Here is a 16186-nt window from a genome sequence, read left to right on the forward strand (position 1 = left end):
TGCGATCATTGCGCGCCGCTCCTGCTCTGGAACGGCGTGACCTGGGGGAACAAGTGAGAACCACCTTCGTGGGTGCCGTGGCGGCACTCGTGCTCATGACCACGGCCGCGTGCGGCACGGACGTGCCCGACGGCCTCGCCGAGAAGATCGAGTCGAACTGCCCCGGCCTGCTGAAGCCGGAGCCGGTCGCGGTGATCACCGAGGGGTACGTGGTCTCGGAGGTCAACCTCGTCGAGGTCGACGGCTGCCACGTCTTCGTCACGACCGGCAAGAAGGCGATCAGCGTCGGGATCGTCGCCTACCCGAGCCCGGAGGAGTCGGAGAGGCTCACGCCGATGCTCTGCACCAGCGGCGTGCTGGACGCGAAGACCAAGTCGTGCGAGGCCGGTGCGCCCGACGGGGAGCTCTCGGTGCACGCCGTCGCGGGCAAGTGGAATGTGCGGGTGCACGTGTACGAAGTGCCGGTCACCGACGAGGTCAGGGACGCGGTGCAGCAGATCGTCGAGGATCTGAGGAACTCCGACAAGACCAAGTGACGTCCGGGGCTGGAGTCGCGAACTCCAGCCCCGGACCGGCTACACCAGCTCGTAGGTCACCTTGACGAACATGTCGTACTCGCCGTCCCCGATCTTGCCGGAGTCCTTGCGTCGGATCGGGTAGACGCCTGGGCCGAAGCCGTACTGAACTGCGGCGGCAGAAGTGGCCTTGGCCAGGTCGATCAGAAGAACAGCAGGGTCGTAGGAGCGTTGTCCGTCCGAGTGTCGGCGCTGGCCGATGGGGCGGTCACCTGGCTGGCCCAGGAACTCCTTGGCCAGCAAGAACGCGTCGGGCAGCACCTGGCCGACTGTGGCGAGCGCAGCGCCGAACGCACCCAGCACGGGGAACAGGGGAGCGAGTGCGGCCGCTCCCGCTCCGAATTTCTTGGCGAGGTCGGCGATGAATCGAGCCTCCGCGTCTCCCCACGACGGGTCGAGAGGGGTGCCGTTGTCGTACTCCCAGATGCTCGGGATGACGGTCAGCAGGCCTTTCATCGAATCGACCGGCGCGATCCGTTCGAAGAGCAGGAGCGGCAGACGGTCGACGGCGGGAGGGAAGGGCTGCCACCAAGGGGGCAACGCCGGCGGGTAGACGTCACCGGTTTGGACGCCACCCCACGGTGATGCCGAGCCTGCCCGGAAGCGCCCCGCCCAGGGTGTGGGGACGAACTCGCGGGACGGTGGGATGGCGATGGCGTTCTGACCGTAGACGACGGTCCTGCGGTTCCACGGCTGGTGGGGGCCAGTGCTGTCGAGCACCCCCATCTCGGCTTGGACGAACACCTCGTCGGCCTTGCCGTCGACCTCGAACGCGTGGTCCCAGGTCTGCTTGATGCAGCGGAAGCCGGTGAGCACGACCCGTACCCGGCACAGCGGGGCGGCTGCGGCCACAGCCGGCGGTGGTGGTTCCTGGGCCGCGGCGTCGGTGGAGGTGGCGGCGAAGATCGTCGCAGTCCTCTCCTTCAGTCGAGCTCCGAACTCCTCGAGGTACTGCGTGGGCTCAGGCATCACAACTCCTTGTGTGGCAACGGTTTGATGACGCTGCTCACTGTGGAGGTGCTGTCTTCCCGCGGGCGCGGGAAGGAGACCCGGGAGTTCAGGACGGTGTCACGTCGTGCCCAGACCGGCTTCCCGGCCCAGTCGCGCGGCGTGTGCCCGGTCCGCGGCACCGATCTTGGCGAGGATGCACGACACGAGGTTGGCGACGGTCTTCGCCGCGATGCCCAACTTGCGGCCGATGATCTGGTTGCCGAGATCCGCCGCGATGAGGTCGAGGACTTGGCGCTCGCGCTCGGTCAGCTCTGTGAAAGGGGGATCCCGCAACACTGGTGGCGCTTGCAGGAGTTCGAGCACTTTCGCGGCGACACCGGGGCCGAAGACGGCTTGGCCGTGCATCACCGCGTGGATCGCGGCGATCACGTCGTCGCCGTCCACGTCCTTCAACAGGTAACCCCGGGCACCCGCGCGGATCGCGGCGAGTATCGAGGTGTCGTCGTCGGACATGGTCAGCGCGATGACTGCCGGTTTCGGTTGCAACGCCACCAGTCGTCGAGTTGCATCGACGCCGTTCATGCGTGGCATGCCCAGGTCCATCAACACGACCTCGGGCCGGCGATCGCGTGCCACCTGCAGCGCCTCGACGCCGTCCGAGGCGACACCGACGACGTGGATGTCGTCGTGCGTGGCCAGCAGGGCACGGATTCCGTCGCGGACCACCGCGTGGTCGTCGACGACCATCACTCGGACGCTCACGGCGTCGTCACGGTGATTGCGGGAAGGCATGCTTCCACGGTTGTTCCTCCGCTCTCGCGTGTGAAAGCGCGGCACCAGCCGCCGAGCTCCTCAGCGCGTTCGACCATGGAGGTGCGGCCCAGTCCTCCGGCGGCGCCGTCCAGCCCGACGCCGTCGTCCTCGACCTTGATCTGCAGCAGATCGCCTTCGCGTTGCAAGGTGATCGTGCAGTGACGCCCCGCTGAATGGCGCGCGGTGTTGGTCAACGCCTCGGCCACGATCGCGTGAGCGGCGACTTCGGTGGCCGCGGTCAGGTCGCCGAGATCACCGGCGCCCACACTGATCGACAACGACGGACCCGTGTGCCGGGCAGCCAGTTCGCGCACGGCGCCCACCAGACCGAGGTGGTCGAGCAGGGGAGGACGGAGCTCCCGTGCGACGCGGCGCACCAGTTGGACGGCCTCACGCACGTCGGTCCGAGCCTGTGTCGTCACCGCCTCGGCGTGGCCGGTCCCCTTGACCGAGGCGCGCAGCGCGTCCAGCGTGAAGCCGAGTCCGGACAGCACCGGACCCAACTCGTCGTGCAGGTCCCGCGCTATGCGGTGTCGTTCCTTCTCACGGGTGATGACGAGCTGTTCGCGTGCGCGTTGCAGTTCCTCGGAGCGGTGTGCTGCGGCCACAGCCGCCGCCGCAGTGCCCGCGAGGTCGGCGAGCAGAGCCTCGTCCGCCGTCGCGAGCCCTGGAGCTGCCGGTGCGATGTCGATCCGGCCGAGCTCGATCCCTTGGAATCGCAGAGGAACCGATCCGCTGACGGGATCGTGCGCTCCGCGCGTGACCCTGCGCAGCTCGTTCTGCCCCGACGTGAGCACGACGTGCACCGTGCTGACCGGAAGAGTGCGGACCACCGCGTCGGCGAGGGCGGCCAGCACAGCGTCCGGTCCGGCTACGGCGGACAGGTGGCGGCTGAGGTCGGCGAGCACCTCGGCAGGACTGCCGCGCTTGCCGTACAGCAAGCGGGTCACGCGGCCGCCGAGCCAGCGGTGCAGCGGCGGTGTCACCAGCGCCAGTCCGACAGCTGTCCCGGTGGCGACCACGAGGTCGGCACCCGCCACTTCGCGCAGGGCCAGGTAACAGGCCGCGAGCAACGTCGTGAGCACGGCGTACAGCAGCAACTGCCGCAGCAGGCGGTCGAGACGCAGCAGGTCGTGGCGCAGGATCGCGACTCCGCACGCGACCGGGAGAGCGAGTGTCGACCCGAACCCGACGATCGCGTCGAGCGGATCACCGAGCCCGTACTCGACGAGCAGTTTCCCGAGCACGAAGGTCCACGCGCCGAGCGCGATCCAGAGCACTTGCGATCGTGCGCGTCCGCGTGCCAGCAACAGGCGGTGCACCTGGCTTGCGAGCGCGGCGAGAGCGCACACGCCGAGCACCACCCAGATCGCCGCGTTGTACTCCTCTTGCCACGCGAGCAGTTCGATCTCGACGGGACTCGGTGGTCCGTAGGCCGGCATCGGGACGAAAGCGATGACAGTGAGCAGCAGGCCGTTCAGGACGCAGGTGAGCACGGCGAGCGGTCTCCACCGCTGGTGCGGCAGGTGGCCGTCCGGAAGCACAAGCGGCAACAGCGTCATCGGAGGCACCACACCCGCCACCCAGATCCAACGAGCGAGCCACCACACCCATACGGCTCCGGAGAGCTGGTGCCGGTCGGCCAGTTCGGCGACCTGGATCAGCACCCCCTCGGCGGCGATGAGCACGGGCGCCAGCAACAACATCCCGGCGACGTTCGACGGTTGGCGGGACACCACGAGCGCACCCACGGTGGTGAAGGAGAGCACGGTGACGGCCTCACCGGCGAAGTACTGGTGGAGCTCGCCTCCGACTCCTGCCAGCGACACCACCAGCCAGACGCAGACGGCCGTGAGCGTCAGCCACGCGACGATCGGCATGACCCGGCTGAGCGCGCGCGTCACCATGCACCCATGGTCCAGCGAGGAGTTCCCGCTGTCTCGGGCCGATGTTCCCGACCGAGCGGGAACCAACGGCCGTGACCGAGCCGGTCAGGCGTGTGCCGGCTGGTGCTCGCCGAAGATCAGGTCCCAGTCCAGCTCCGGCTCCGGCACCGCCCGCGGCTCCGGCAGGTGCCCGTGCGTCGACACGATCGCCCCGTTGAGGAACTGCCACACGTCGTCCCCGATCCGCTGACCGGCGAGCACCGCGGCCCGGCGCGGTTGCGTGATGCCGGTGGGAATCGTCGCCACGAAACGGATGCCGCGGAACCCCTCGGCGTCGGTCGCCTCCAAGGTGCCCTGGTGCCGCGTCGCGATCCGCCGGGCGATCGCCAGGCCGAGCCCGGCGCCGCCAGCGGCACGGGTGCGCGCCTCGTCGAGCCGGGTGAAGCGGTCGAAGACGCGTTCGCGGTCGGCCTCGGGGATGCCGGGGCCGTCGTCGATGACCTCGAGCGTGGCGGTCTCGCCGCCGCGCAGCCGCACGACGACCTCGGTGCCCGCGTGTCGTTCGGCGTTGTCGAGCAGGTTGCCGAGTAGCCGGGACAGCTGCGCGCGGCGGCCGGGGACCAGCACGTTCTCGTCGGCGTGCAGGGTGACCATGGCCCGGCGGGAGACCTCCCGCGCCACCACGGCGCTGAGGTCGACGGTGTCCTGGTTGTCCAGCGCGTCGGCGTCGAGCCTGGCCAGCAGCAACAGGTCCGTCGTCAGCTCCTGCAGCCGTTCGGCGTCGTCCAGGGCCGACTTCACGACGGTCGGCCAGTCCGCCATGCCGGGGTGGGAGAGCGCGATCTCCAGTTCCGCGCGCAGGGCGGCCAGCGGGCTGCGCAGCTCGTGCGAGGCGTCCGCGACGAACCGGCGGGTGTCCTCCACGGAGCGGTGCACGCGGTCGAGCGTGTCGTTCAGGGTGGCGGCCAGGCGGGCTATCTCGTTGTCCGACGTCGGCACGGGCACGCGCCGGGCGAGGTTGTGCTCGTTGATCTCCGCCAGTTCGGCGCGCATGATCTCCACCGGCCGCAGCACACGGCTGGTCGCGGCCAGGACGGTGACCGACACCAGGCCGGTGATCAGGGCCAGCACGCCGAGCAGGGCCAGCGTCTCGCCGTTGAGCTGCCGCTGGGCCGCCGTGGCGATCTCCACGGCGTCGCCGGGCTCGAGCGGCAGGCCCTCGGGGACCGGGTCGTACGAGGCGGCCTCGCTGAACGGCCACAGCGACAGGCGCGGACGCACCTCCGTGCTCGCGTGCCGGACCTGCCCGCCCGGGGTCGCGACCGCGGTCTGCCGGTCCAGCGGCACGCAGGTCGCGCCGGAGCAGATGTAGTGCACGCGCGAGCTCTCCGCGGTGCGGACGGTGAGCTGCTGGCGCTGGGCGTCCGCCATCAGGACACCGGCGAGGCCGACGAGCAGGGCGGTGACCACCGTGGCCAGCAGCGTCACCTTGGCCTGCAGGGACCTCACCGGTCCGCCAGCCGGTAGCCGACGCCCCGCACGGTCGTGATGCTCCGCCGGTCGAACGGGGTGTCGATCTTGCGGCGCAACGCGCTGATGTAGACCTCGACGAGGTTCGGGTCGGGGTCCTGCGCCGCGTCCCACACGCCGTCGATGATCTCGGACTTCGTCACGACCTCGCCCGCGTGCCGGAGCAGGAAGTTCAGCACGGAGAACTCCTTCGCCTTCAGGTCGATGCGCGTGGTGCCCCGGTGGCACTCCCGGCTCACCGGGTCGAGCACCAGGTCGCCGGCGCGCAGCAGCACCGGCTGGGCGGTGCGCGACCGCCGGGCGAGCGCGCGCAGCCGTGCCACCAGCACCACGTAGGAGAACGGCTTGGTCAGGTAGTCGTCCGCGCCGGTGTCGAGGCCCTCCGCCTCGTCGAACTCGCCGTCCTTCGCGGTCAGCATCAGGATCGGCGTCCACACGCCCGCGTCGCGCAGCTCCTGGCAGACCCGGTAGCCGTTGAGTCCGGGCAGCATGATGTCGAGGACGATCACGTCGTACGGGTGCTCGCGCGCCCGCCACAGCCCGTCCGTGCCGGTGCGTTCCACGTCGACCGCGAAGCCCTCGGCGGTCAGGCCGCGGGTGAGCAGGTCGGCGAGGCGGGGGTCGTCTTCCACCACGAGCACGCGCATGGGAGCAGCGTGCCGCATCGATCATGATCCCGTCCTGAAATCCGGTTCAGGATCGTTCAGCGTCCCTTCAGGTTCACCCTGGCAGTCTCTGCACCGTGGACGGGGGATCCACGATCGGGGGAGAAGGTGGCGGCGCCGCAAGGGGGAGGTGCTGCCACCTTCTGGTCGGCGGGGTCAGGCCGCGGCGGGTACCGGTTCGACCTGCTGCCGTTCCGCCCGGACCGCCGCGATGCCGCCCAGGATCAGCAGCCCGCCGAGCAGCTGCACCGGCGAGAGCCCCTCGCCCAGCAGCAGCCAGGCGAACAGCGAGGCGGACACGACCTCCAGCAGCGCGATGAACGACGCCACCCGCGAGCCGAGGATGCCCGAGGCCGTGATGCCGCTCGCGTACGCCAGCGCCGTGCCGACGACCGCCACGACCAGCAGCGGCACCCACCACGCCACCGGCTCGCCGAACAGCGGCACGTCGCCGAACGTCGCGGTGAACGGCAGCAGGCCCGTCACGCCCACCAGCGCCAGCACCGGCGCGGCGAGCAGCAGTCCCGCGCCGGCCAGCGCGACCGGCGGCAGGCCGTTGTTGGGCCGCGCGGCGATCACGAAGTAGGCAGAGCAGCCGAGGGCGGCGCCGAACGCGGCGGCGAGGCCTAGCGGGTCCACGGCCTGGATGGCGCCAGGTCCGATCACCAGCACCAGCCCGGTCACCGCGAGCACCGACCCGGCGAGCACGACGGGTGCGGGCGTGCGCCTGCTGACCGCCCAGGTGATGCCGACCAGGATGAGCGGCGCGAGGAACTCGATCAGCAGCGCCGTCGCCACCGGGATCCGGGCGATGGCGGCGAAGTAGAGGACCTGCGTGACCGCCACGCCCACCAGCCCCATGCCCAGCACCGGCCAGCGGGCCTGCCGCAGCAGCCCCCACCGGCCGCGCATCAGCACGACCACGAACGGCAGCAGCACCAGCCCGGCGGCCAGCGACCGCACGGTGACCGCCGCCGCGGGCGACCACCCGGCCTCCAGCAGCGGTTTCACGAACGCGCCGGACGTGCCGAACGAGACGAACGAGACCGCCGCGGCGATCAGGCCTGCGGACTTCGACGGAATCACGGCGCGCCCTCCCGGTCCCAAACGATGTAATGGCCTAACCTGGGTTACACCCCTGACGCTAAGCCGCTCTTGGTAAGGAGTCAATTTGCGTTTTGCCCCTGACACGGAGGAGTCGCTGCAGTTCGTCGTGACGCTGTGCAACACGGACCCGTCGGCGTCCCGCGGCGGCGACGACGAACTGGCCACCGTCGGGCACCTCGCGGCGTTGCTCGGCCAGTACCCCTACACGGGGCGCATCGACGGCGACGAGGCCGAGCTGCGTGACGTCCACCGTGCCCGCGCCCTGCTGCGCCGCGTCTGGTCGCTCGACCGCGACGACGCCGTCGAGGTCGTCAACAAGATGCTGCGCGACGCCAAGGCGTTGCCGTACCTGGCGCGGCACGACGGCCTCGACTGGCACATGCACGCCACCGAACCCACCTCGCCGCTCGCCGAGCGCATGCTGGTGGAGGCCGCGCTCGCGCTCATCGACGTGATCCGGATGAACGAGACCGACCGGTTGCGGGTCTGCGCGGCCGACGACTGCGAGGGGCTGCTGCTCGACCTGTCGCGCAACGGGATGAAGCGGTTCTGCACGGTGCGGTGCGGCAACCGCATGAACATGATCGCGTTCCGCGAGCGGCAGGCCCAGCCGGACGTCCCGTGACGCCCGCTGGCGCAGGTCGGACGTTATGACGGCCAAGAGTGCCGTAATGATTTTTGCACGTTCTTTCGCGTGTGCGACATTGATTTGTCCTCGTTCTGGTCATCTTTTCGGCGGATTGCCGCAATATCATCTGTTCGGTACGGTTCGCCGTTGGTGAATTGAAAAACGATCGCTGATCCGCACGTCGTCGTGTCCGTCGTACTGGGGGAATCTGTGGCCGAAAAGCGCGCTGATGTGGCCAACGAGATGTCGGGCATGGCCGGCACGGTTGTCCAGGCGGGCTCGGTCACCGGCGGCGTCCACCTGCACACCACGCAACCCGCACCGTTCTCGCCGCCCCACGAACTGCCGCCAGACGTGTACGCGTTCACGGACCGGGTGGAGCAACTCGCTCAGATGGACCTGCTCCTCGTTTCGGCCGAAGGAGCCACGTCCACAGCGGCCGTGGTCGTCTCGGCGGTTTCGGGAACAGCGGGCGTGGGCAAGACGGCCTTCGCGATCCACTGGGCGCACAAGGTCAGCGACCGTTTCCCCGACGGGCAGTTGTACGTGAACCTCCGCGGGTTCGGGCCTTACCAGCCTGTTTCGCCCAGTGAGGCGCTGGGAGGATTTCTCCGCTCGCTGGGGCTCCCGAGCGATGACATCCCCCATGACGTCGATGAGCGAGCGGCAAGATTTCGCAGTCTGGTCGCGGGCAAGCGGATGCTGATCGTGCTGGACAACGCCGTGAGCGCCGAACAGGCACGACCGTTGCTCCCTGGTACGTCGTCATGCGTCGTGCTGGTGACCAGCCGAGATGTGCTGCAGGGGCTCGTCTCGCGCGACGGTGCTCGCCGGGTGAACCTCGACCTGTTGCAAGAGGCGCAGGCGACCGCGTTGCTGCGGATGTTGATCGGTCCGCGTGTCGACGACGAGCCGGCGGCGGCGGCCGTGCTCGTCCAGGAGTGCGGCCGCCTGCCGTTGGCGTTGAGGATCGCTGCGGATCTCGCGGTGATGAATCCCGACAGCACGCTGGCCGAGTTGGTCGCGGATCTCGAGGACGAGCAGGACAGGCTCGCCGCACTGGATTCGGGCGATGACCCGATCACGGCCGTGCGCGCTGTCTTCTCCTGGTCCTACCGAAACCTCCGGACCGCACAGGCACGGGCGTTTCGCATGCTCGGTCTGCACCCCGGACGCGACTTCGAGCCGGTGAGCGCGGCCGTGCTCCTCGTGACAACGCCGTCGGAAGCCCGGCGGCTGCTCGACGCTCTGGTGAGGTCGCACCTCGTTGAACGCACGCGCACCGGCCGGTACCAGATGCACGATCTCATCCGCGTGTATGCCGCGGACCTGGCGAGGAACGAGGAGTCGGAAGCCGAACAGGAGGCGGCTCGGCGACGGCTCTTCGACTTCTTTCTCGGGACCGCCTCTGTCGCGATGGACATCCTGTATCCCCAGGAACGAGACCGCAGACCCGTTGTGCCGACCGAGGCGAGCGCTCCTCTGGCCGACGACGGTCAGGCGGTGCGCTGGCTCGACGCCGAGCGTGCCGCGCTGCTTGCGATGGCCGCCCACACCTCGCACAGCAGTTGGGCCATTTTCACGATCGCGCTGTCCGTCACGATCTACCGGTTCATGGACAGTCACGGCTACTTCGAGGACGCGGTGACCCTGCACACCGCCGCGGTGGCGGCCGGCCACGAACGAGGAGAACCTGTCGCCGTCGGCAGGGCGCTGCACAACCTGGGCAGCATCTACCAGCGCCTTGGGCGGTACCAGGAAGCGGTTGCCTACCTTCGGCAGTCGCTCCAGGCCACGAGGCAGGTGGGGCAGCCGACAGTCGAGGCCTTCGCACTCAGTGATCTCGGTCTGGTGCTCACGCTGCTCGGGCGCTACGACGAAGCACTGGAGAACCTGGCGTCGTCTCTGAGGTTGTTCGAGGAGCAGCAGGACTCGACCGGTCAGGGACAGGTTCTCAACAACATCGGGCTTGTGCTCGTGAGACTGGACCGGCTGCCAGAGGCCGTCGATCACATGCAGCGCGCCTTGGCGCTGTTCCGGGAGAACAACGACGCACCGCGCAAGGGGTATGCCCTCAACGACGTGGGTGTTGCCCTCCAACGCCTCGGCGGACACGAGGAGGCCCTGCGCCATCACGGTGAGGCTTTGGACCTGGCGCGTGAAACCGGGGATCGCGCACTCGAAGCGGCGGCGCTCAACGGCCTCGGCAACGCCACCAGGCTGGCTGGTTCCGGGGAATCGGTGTTCGAGTTGCACGACGAGGCGCTGCGGATCGCCCGTCAGATCGGTGATCGTTACGAGGAGGCGCAGGCTCACGAAGGGCTTGCGTGCGCGTTCGAGGTCCAGGGGCGCGAGGAACAAGCTCGCGGCCATTGGGCCAGTGCTCGGACCATTTATCTGGAAATCGGCGCGCCGGAAGCCGAGTCCGTCGGCGCGCGTCTCGACGAGCAGAGGAACTGATGATGTTCGAGAGGTGACCGCGATGCTGTTCTACGAGTTGACCGTGTGGTCAGTGGGCTTCGTGGCCGTGCTGATGCTCGGAGGGTTTGTTCGGCGCCCTGTCGAGGAAGTCGGTGGATTCATCGTCTACCGGAGAAGCGGTCACAGCGACCTGACACCAAGGTCGTCCGAGTTCAGGCGAGTTCTTCGATGGCGCTCCTTGAAGCCGGTCTTCGACGGCGTGGTCGTCCTGTCCAGCAGGGGAGCCGGCAACCTCGAGCGCGCTGCGGAGACAGCCCGGAACGCCGGTGCCCCACTGGTGGTCCTGGTGAGTGGGCGGACTGATGTCGCCGAGGCCGGGGGTCTGCTGGAGGGCGTCGAACACCTCGTGCTCGACCGCTGGGACCACCTTCCCCAAGCCGTCCTGCGGACCTTCCGCAATCCGTGTGCGTTGGACAGGGGAGACGTGAGCGCCAAGCGCAACGCCGGCCTCGTGGTGGCGCGGATGCTCGGATGGCGGACCGTCCTGTTCGTCGACGACGACGTGCAGCGGATAACCGCCACCGAGTTGCGACGGGCAGCGTCCCTGCTCGCAGGTGCCGACCGCGGTGGCGCTCCGCGCCGCTTCGTCGGGTGGACCTTCCAGGAGTGTCCGGATTTCTCCGTGGTGGGACACGCGCACGCGCAGGGAGACCGCGCCCCTGTGATCTTCGCCGGTGGTGGGGCGATGGCGATGGCGTGTGGTCCGGACGTCCCGTTCTTCCCACCTGTGTACAACGAGGACGTGCTGGTCGAGCTGAAGATCATGCAGGATGATCCGGACGCGGTCCGTGTCGTCGGCGATCTGAGGCAGGACGCGTACGAGCCGTACTCGGATCCTGAGAAGGCGGCGTCTCAGGAGTTCGGCGAGTTCCTGCTCGAAGCATGGCGCCGGAACCCGAGTCCGGACGAGCTCGGTGAGCGTGGGTTCTGGCTGTCGGTTCTGTCGGATCGGAAGGCGTTGCTCGCTGTTGCGGAGCAGAAGCTGCTGCGACTGGACGTTCGCGAAGGGGTTCGGGCTGTCCGCGCTGCCCGCGCTGCGCATCGGCTCGACTGGCCGGATTCGGCGATGGCCTTCGTCGAGGACTGGGGGCACGACGAAGGCACCTGGGCGGAGTTCATGAGGTCGCTCCCGGCGGTGGGTGGTCTCGATCGGCTCAGGCCTGTTCGACGATGAGAGATCGGCAGTGCTGGCGCGCGGCCGGTGGTCGCGCGCCGAACCGCCACCTGACGCCCGCGGGCGCGTGGTATCAAATGCCTCTCCGCTGACGGAGCACGAGGGGACGAGGTCGTGTCGGACAGTTTCATGGTGGCAGCGCGCATCCCGATGACCCGGGAGGGGTTCGAGTCCTGGCTGGACACCCCGGTGCCGGACCTGGGCCGGATCGCCAACCCGGAGGAGATGTTCACGGGCTGGTTCTGGGACGGCCGTCCCGGCGACTGGACCACCGTCGGCGCCGACCTGACGCCGGGGGAGTTCTTCGCGGAACGCGTGGACGACGCGTGCGGCGGCGACGAGGAGTGCGGCGTCGTCCTGCACCGCGACGGCGCCCTGGAGGTGTACCTCTTCCACCTCGGTTATTCGGAGTGGAGCATCCACACGGCACTCCTGGTGCTCGCCGCCGCCGGGGAGTTCAAGTCCGACCCCGCCGACGGCACGGCGCTGTTCTGGGCCGAGACGGGCGCCAACCTGTGGCCGGCCGACGCGGACGGGTGGCTCGCGGTGCTCTCCGTCGGCAAGGACGAGGCGAGGTTCGTCGGTGAGCGCGACCTCACCGACGTCGTCGCCGCCCTGCGCCCCGCTGAGAGCCGCTTCTTCGAGCTGGTCGGCCGCCTGGCGGAGGAGTCGGAGGACTTCGACTGGGACTCCGGAGAGGACTTCGAGACCGAGACGCCGCGCGACCCCGCCTTCACCGATCCCGCCGTGCTGGAGCACAGCGAGACGGAGTGACGGGTCGCCGCGCGGAACGGGTACCCCCGCCGCATGGACGACAAGACGACCGAGGCGCTCGGCAAGCTCCACAAGGCGCTGGAGACCACCGAGCGCGCTCGCGGCCACCTGTACTCGTTCCACCAGCTGACCGGCACCGCCGACTTCGAGCTCGGTGACGCGATCGAGCTGCTGCGCGAGGCGGGGCACGAGGAGCACGCGAACCGGCTGCAGGCGGAGCTGCTCGGCCGCGACGTCCTGTCCGGACGGTGGACGTTCCAGGTCGTCGAGGAGTACGACGACGGCTACTACGAGGTGTTCCGCGCCGCCGAACGGGCCGTGCGCGACGACCTGGCCGACGGTGAGCGGCACGGCCTGGAGAAGCGGCTCAAGCAGGAGCGGCAGCGGCGCAGCGACGAGGCGCGGTGACGCCTCACCCTGTCCGCGCGAGCCCGCCCCGCCGTGCCTCACCTGATCCGGTGAACGATTTGATCTTGGCGCCTGCCGTGCCCCACTCTGCCGCAATCCGACGAGGTTGCGAGCGAGAGGTGCCATGGAGCACGAGGCGAACTGGTTCAAGGGCGCGGTCTTCTACGAGGTGCTGGTTCGCGCCTTCTGCGACTCCAACGGTGACGGCACCGGTGATCTCCGGGGGCTGGCGTCCAAACTGGACTACCTGCAGTGGCTGGGCGTCGACTGCCTGTGGCTGCCGCCGTTCTACGCGTCGCCGTTGCGCGACGGCGGGTACGACATCAGCGACTTCCGCGCGGTGCTGCCGGAGTTCGGCACGGTCGAGGACTTCACCTACCTGCTGGAGGAGGCGCACCGGCGCGGGATCCGGGTGATCACCGACCTGGTGCTCAACCACACGTCCGACGCGCACCCGTGGTTCCAGCAGTCGCGCGAGGACCCCGAGGGGCCGTTCGGCGACTACTACGTGTGGAGCGACGACGATTCGGCGTACGAGGACGCGCGGATCATCTTCGTCGACACCGAGACGTCGAACTGGACCTACGACCCGGTACGCGGTCAGTTCTTCTGGCACCGCTTCTTCAGCCACCAGCCCGACCTCAACTACGACAACCCGGCCGTCCAGGACGCGATGCTGGACGTCCTGCGGTTCTGGCTCGACGTCGGCATCGACGGGTTCCGCCTCGACGCCGTGCCGTACCTGTTCGAGCGCGAGGGCACCAACTGCGAGAACCTGCCGGAGACGCACGACTTCCTCCGCAAGTGCCGCAAGGTCGTCGACGACGAGTACCCCGGACGGGTGCTCCTCGCGGAGGCGAACCAGTGGCCGTCGGACGTGGTGGAGTACTTCGGTGACCCGGCGGTGGGTGGCGACGAGTGCCACATGGCGTTCCACTTCCCGTTGATGCCGCGGATCTTCATGGCGGTGCGGCGGGAGTCGCGGTTCCCGATCTCGGAGATCCTGGCGCAGACGCCGTCGATCCCGGAGAACGCCCAGTGGGGCATCTTCCTGCGCAACCACGACGAGCTCACACTCGAGATGGTCAGCGACGAAGAGCGCGACTACATGTACGCGGAGTACGCCAAGGACCCGCGGATGAAGGCGAACATCGGCATCCGCCGGCGGCTCGCGCCGTTGCTGGAGAACGACCGCAATCAGCACGAGCTGTTCACCGCGCTGCTGCTGTCCCTGCCGGGCTCGCCCGTTCTGTACTACGGCGACGAGATCGGCATGGGCGACAACATCTGGCTCGCCGACCGCGACGCCGTGCGCACGCCGATGCAGTGGACGCCGGACCGCAACGCGGGGTTCAGCAGTTGTGACCCTGGCCGGATCTACCTGCCGGTGATCATGGACCCGGTCTACGGCTACCAGGGCCTGAACGTCGAGGCGCAGACCCGCAGCCAGTCCTCGCTGCTCAACTGGACGCGCCGGATGATCGAGGTGCGCAAGCAGCACCGCGCGTTCGGCCACGGCGACTTCACCGAGCTCGGCGGGTCCAACCCGACCGTGCTCGCGTACCGGCGCACGCTCGGCACCGACGTGGTGCTGTGCGTGAACAACCTGTCCCGCTTCCCGCAGCCCGTCGAACTGGACCTGGCCGAGCACGCCGGCGCCGTGCCGCTGGAGCTCACCGGCGGCGTGCGGTTCCCCGCCATCGGCGAGCTGCCGTACCAGCTGACCCTGCCCGGTCACGGCTTCTACTGGTTCCAGCTGAACTCCGACGTGGAAGGCGGCGACAAGAAGTGACGACGAGCGAGACCGTCGAGGTCCTGCCCGAGCAGCTGGACCGCTGGCTCGAGGCGCAGCCGTGGTTCCGCGGCCGGGGCGCGGTGACGTGCGAGCGCGTGACCGTGCTGCACGACGGCGATCCCGCGCTGGTGCACGTGGTGCTGGCCTGCGCCGGGCGCCGCTACCAGCTGCTGGTGGGCCTGCGGGACGCGCTGCCGGACCGGCTGGTGCACGCGCGGATCGGCGTCGCCGGTGATCGCGTGGCGTACGAGGCGGTGTACGACCCGGAGCTGACCGCCGTGCTGCTCGGCCACTTCGAGGACTCGGCCGAGGTGGCGAGCCTGCGGTTCCGCGGCGCGCTGCCGCCCCGGTACGCCACCGCGCCGGTCGGCCGGCCGTTCCCCGGCCCGCAGCGCAACTTCTCGGTCGTCTACGGCCGGCGGCACGTGCTGAAGTTCTTCCGCGAGCTGACCCCCGGCGACAACCCGGAGCTGGTGCTGCACACCGCGCTGCACTCGGTCGACGACCCGCACGTCGCGCCGCCGCAGGGATCGCTGGAGTCCGAACTGGACGGAGTGCGCACGACGTTCGCCGTGCTGCACGAGTTCGTGCCGCTGGGCGCGCTCGGCTGGCCGATGGCGACCGCCAGCGCCCGGGACTTCCTCGCGAGCCACGGTGACGACCCGCAGAGCGCGGGCGGCGACTTCGCGGCCGAGGCGCACCGGCTCGGCCGCGCGGTGGCCCGCGTGCACGCCGACCTGCGCGAGACGCTCGGCGAGCAGGTCGCCGGACCGGGTGACGAGGTCGAGTTCGTTGCGGCGCTGCACAGCCGGCTGGACGCGGCGCTCGAGGAGGTCCCGGCGCTCGCCGAGTTCGAGGCGGGGGTGCGCGAGAGGTTCGACGCCGTCCTCGCCACCGGGGAGCCGCTCCGCCTGCAGCGCGTGCACGGCGACCTGCACCTGGGCCAGGTGCTGCGCTCACCGCTCACGTGGGTGCTCGTCGACTTCGAGGGGGAGCCGCACGGCACGGCCGCCGAGCGGTCCCGGCCGCGTCCGGCCGAGCACGACGTGGCCACGGTGCTGAGGTCGCTGCACTACGCGGCGGCCCAGCTGCTGGTCGGCGCGGACGACGCGGCGCTGCGGCCGCGCGCCGCGAAGTGGTTGGAGCACAACCGAGAGGCGTTCTGTTCCGGGTACGCCGAGGTGTCGCCGGAGCGCGCGCCGGGCGGTGCGCTGCTGGCCGCGGTCGAGCTGGACCGGGCCGTGCTGGAGGTGCGCCACGAGCACCGGTTCCGGCCGGAGTGGGTGGTCATCCCGCTGTCCGCGGTCGCGGAGGCGGTGACCGGCGCGCCTGCCTGGCCGGTGTGAGCGGGGCGTCGACGCGGGCCGCTGGGCGCGTTCCGGGCCCGCGTCGACGCCGT

At 69.7% G+C, this 16186-nt stretch carries 14 protein-coding genes; 8 read left to right on the plus strand and 6 right to left on the minus strand.

The window, feature by feature from the left end; translation table 11 throughout:
- Positions 1-53 precede the first annotated feature (53 nt).
- A complete protein-coding gene (locus tag ABZX02_RS29600; protein ID WP_355302843.1) occupies positions 54-536 on the plus strand; it encodes a hypothetical protein in 483 nt (160 codons plus the stop codon).
- A 39-nt stretch (positions 537-575) separates the two neighbouring features.
- Here the strand turns inward: ABZX02_RS29600 and ABZX02_RS29605 are convergent, their stop codons facing one another.
- From ABZX02_RS29605 to ABZX02_RS29630, 6 genes are all read right to left on the minus strand, one after another.
- Complete coding sequence (locus ABZX02_RS29605) at positions 576-1544, minus strand: hypothetical protein (protein WP_355302845.1); 969 nt, start codon at positions 1542-1544, stop codon at positions 576-578.
- 99 nt (positions 1545-1643) lie between these two features.
- Positions 1644-2273: a response regulator transcription factor gene (locus tag ABZX02_RS29610; protein ID WP_355302847.1), complete on the minus strand. Its 630-nt coding sequence runs from the start codon at positions 2271-2273 to the stop codon at positions 1644-1646.
- Positions 2274-2284: 11 nt separating this feature from the next.
- On the minus strand, positions 2285-4246 hold the full coding sequence (locus ABZX02_RS29615) for a histidine kinase (RefSeq protein ID WP_355302849.1): 1962 nt from the start codon (positions 4244-4246) through the stop codon (positions 2285-2287).
- Positions 4247-4330: 84 nt separating this feature from the next.
- The gene (locus ABZX02_RS29620) at positions 4331-5734 is read right to left on the minus strand and encodes a HAMP domain-containing sensor histidine kinase (RefSeq protein ID WP_355302851.1); all 1404 of its coding nucleotides are present in this window, start codon (positions 5732-5734) and stop codon (positions 4331-4333) included.
- On the minus strand, positions 5731-6402 hold the full coding sequence (locus ABZX02_RS29625; RefSeq protein WP_355302853.1) for a response regulator transcription factor: 672 nt from the start codon (positions 6400-6402) through the stop codon (positions 5731-5733). The genes ABZX02_RS29620 and ABZX02_RS29625 overlap by 4 nt, the downstream gene beginning before the upstream one ends.
- A gap of 174 nt (positions 6403-6576) precedes the next feature.
- A complete protein-coding gene (locus ABZX02_RS29630; protein ID WP_355302855.1) occupies positions 6577-7506 on the minus strand; it encodes an EamA family transporter in 930 nt (309 codons plus the stop codon).
- 85 nt (positions 7507-7591) lie between these two features.
- Between ABZX02_RS29630 and ABZX02_RS29635 the strand changes: the two genes are divergently transcribed.
- The 7 genes from ABZX02_RS29635 to ABZX02_RS29665 all read left to right on the plus strand — a co-directional run bounded on the left by ABZX02_RS29635 (position 7592) and on the right by ABZX02_RS29665 (position 16133).
- Positions 7592-8152 carry a CGNR zinc finger domain-containing protein gene (locus tag ABZX02_RS29635; protein ID WP_355302857.1) on the plus strand — a complete coding sequence of 187 codons (561 nt, stop codon included), beginning with the start codon at positions 7592-7594 and terminating at the stop codon, positions 8150-8152.
- Between the two features lie 213 nt (positions 8153-8365).
- Positions 8366-10615 carry a tetratricopeptide repeat protein gene (locus ABZX02_RS29640; protein ID WP_355302859.1) on the plus strand — a complete coding sequence of 750 codons (2250 nt, stop codon included), beginning with the start codon at positions 8366-8368 and terminating at the stop codon, positions 10613-10615.
- 22 nt (positions 10616-10637) lie between these two features.
- Positions 10638-11810, plus strand: a complete 1173-nt coding sequence (locus tag ABZX02_RS29645; protein ID WP_355302861.1) for a hypothetical protein — start codon at positions 10638-10640, stop codon at positions 11808-11810.
- 114 nt (positions 11811-11924) lie between these two features.
- Positions 11925-12584, plus strand: coding sequence for a hypothetical protein (locus tag ABZX02_RS29650; RefSeq protein ID WP_355302863.1), 660 nt, complete (start codon positions 11925-11927; stop codon positions 12582-12584).
- Between the two features lie 33 nt (positions 12585-12617).
- On the plus strand, positions 12618-12992 hold the full coding sequence (locus ABZX02_RS29655; RefSeq protein ID WP_355302865.1) for a hypothetical protein: 375 nt from the start codon (positions 12618-12620) through the stop codon (positions 12990-12992).
- A gap of 124 nt (positions 12993-13116) precedes the next feature.
- Positions 13117-14784, plus strand: coding sequence for a maltose alpha-D-glucosyltransferase (treS, locus tag ABZX02_RS29660; protein ID WP_355302867.1), 1668 nt, complete (start codon positions 13117-13119; stop codon positions 14782-14784).
- On the plus strand, positions 14781-16133 hold the full coding sequence (locus tag ABZX02_RS29665) for an aminoglycoside phosphotransferase (RefSeq protein WP_355302869.1): 1353 nt from the start codon (positions 14781-14783) through the stop codon (positions 16131-16133). Before treS ends, ABZX02_RS29665 begins: the two co-directional genes overlap by 4 nt.
- Positions 16134-16186: the final 53 nt, after the last annotated feature.

The organism is Lentzea sp. NPDC003310, assembly GCF_040610935.1.
GTDB lineage: Bacteria > Actinomycetota > Actinomycetes > Mycobacteriales > Pseudonocardiaceae > Lentzea.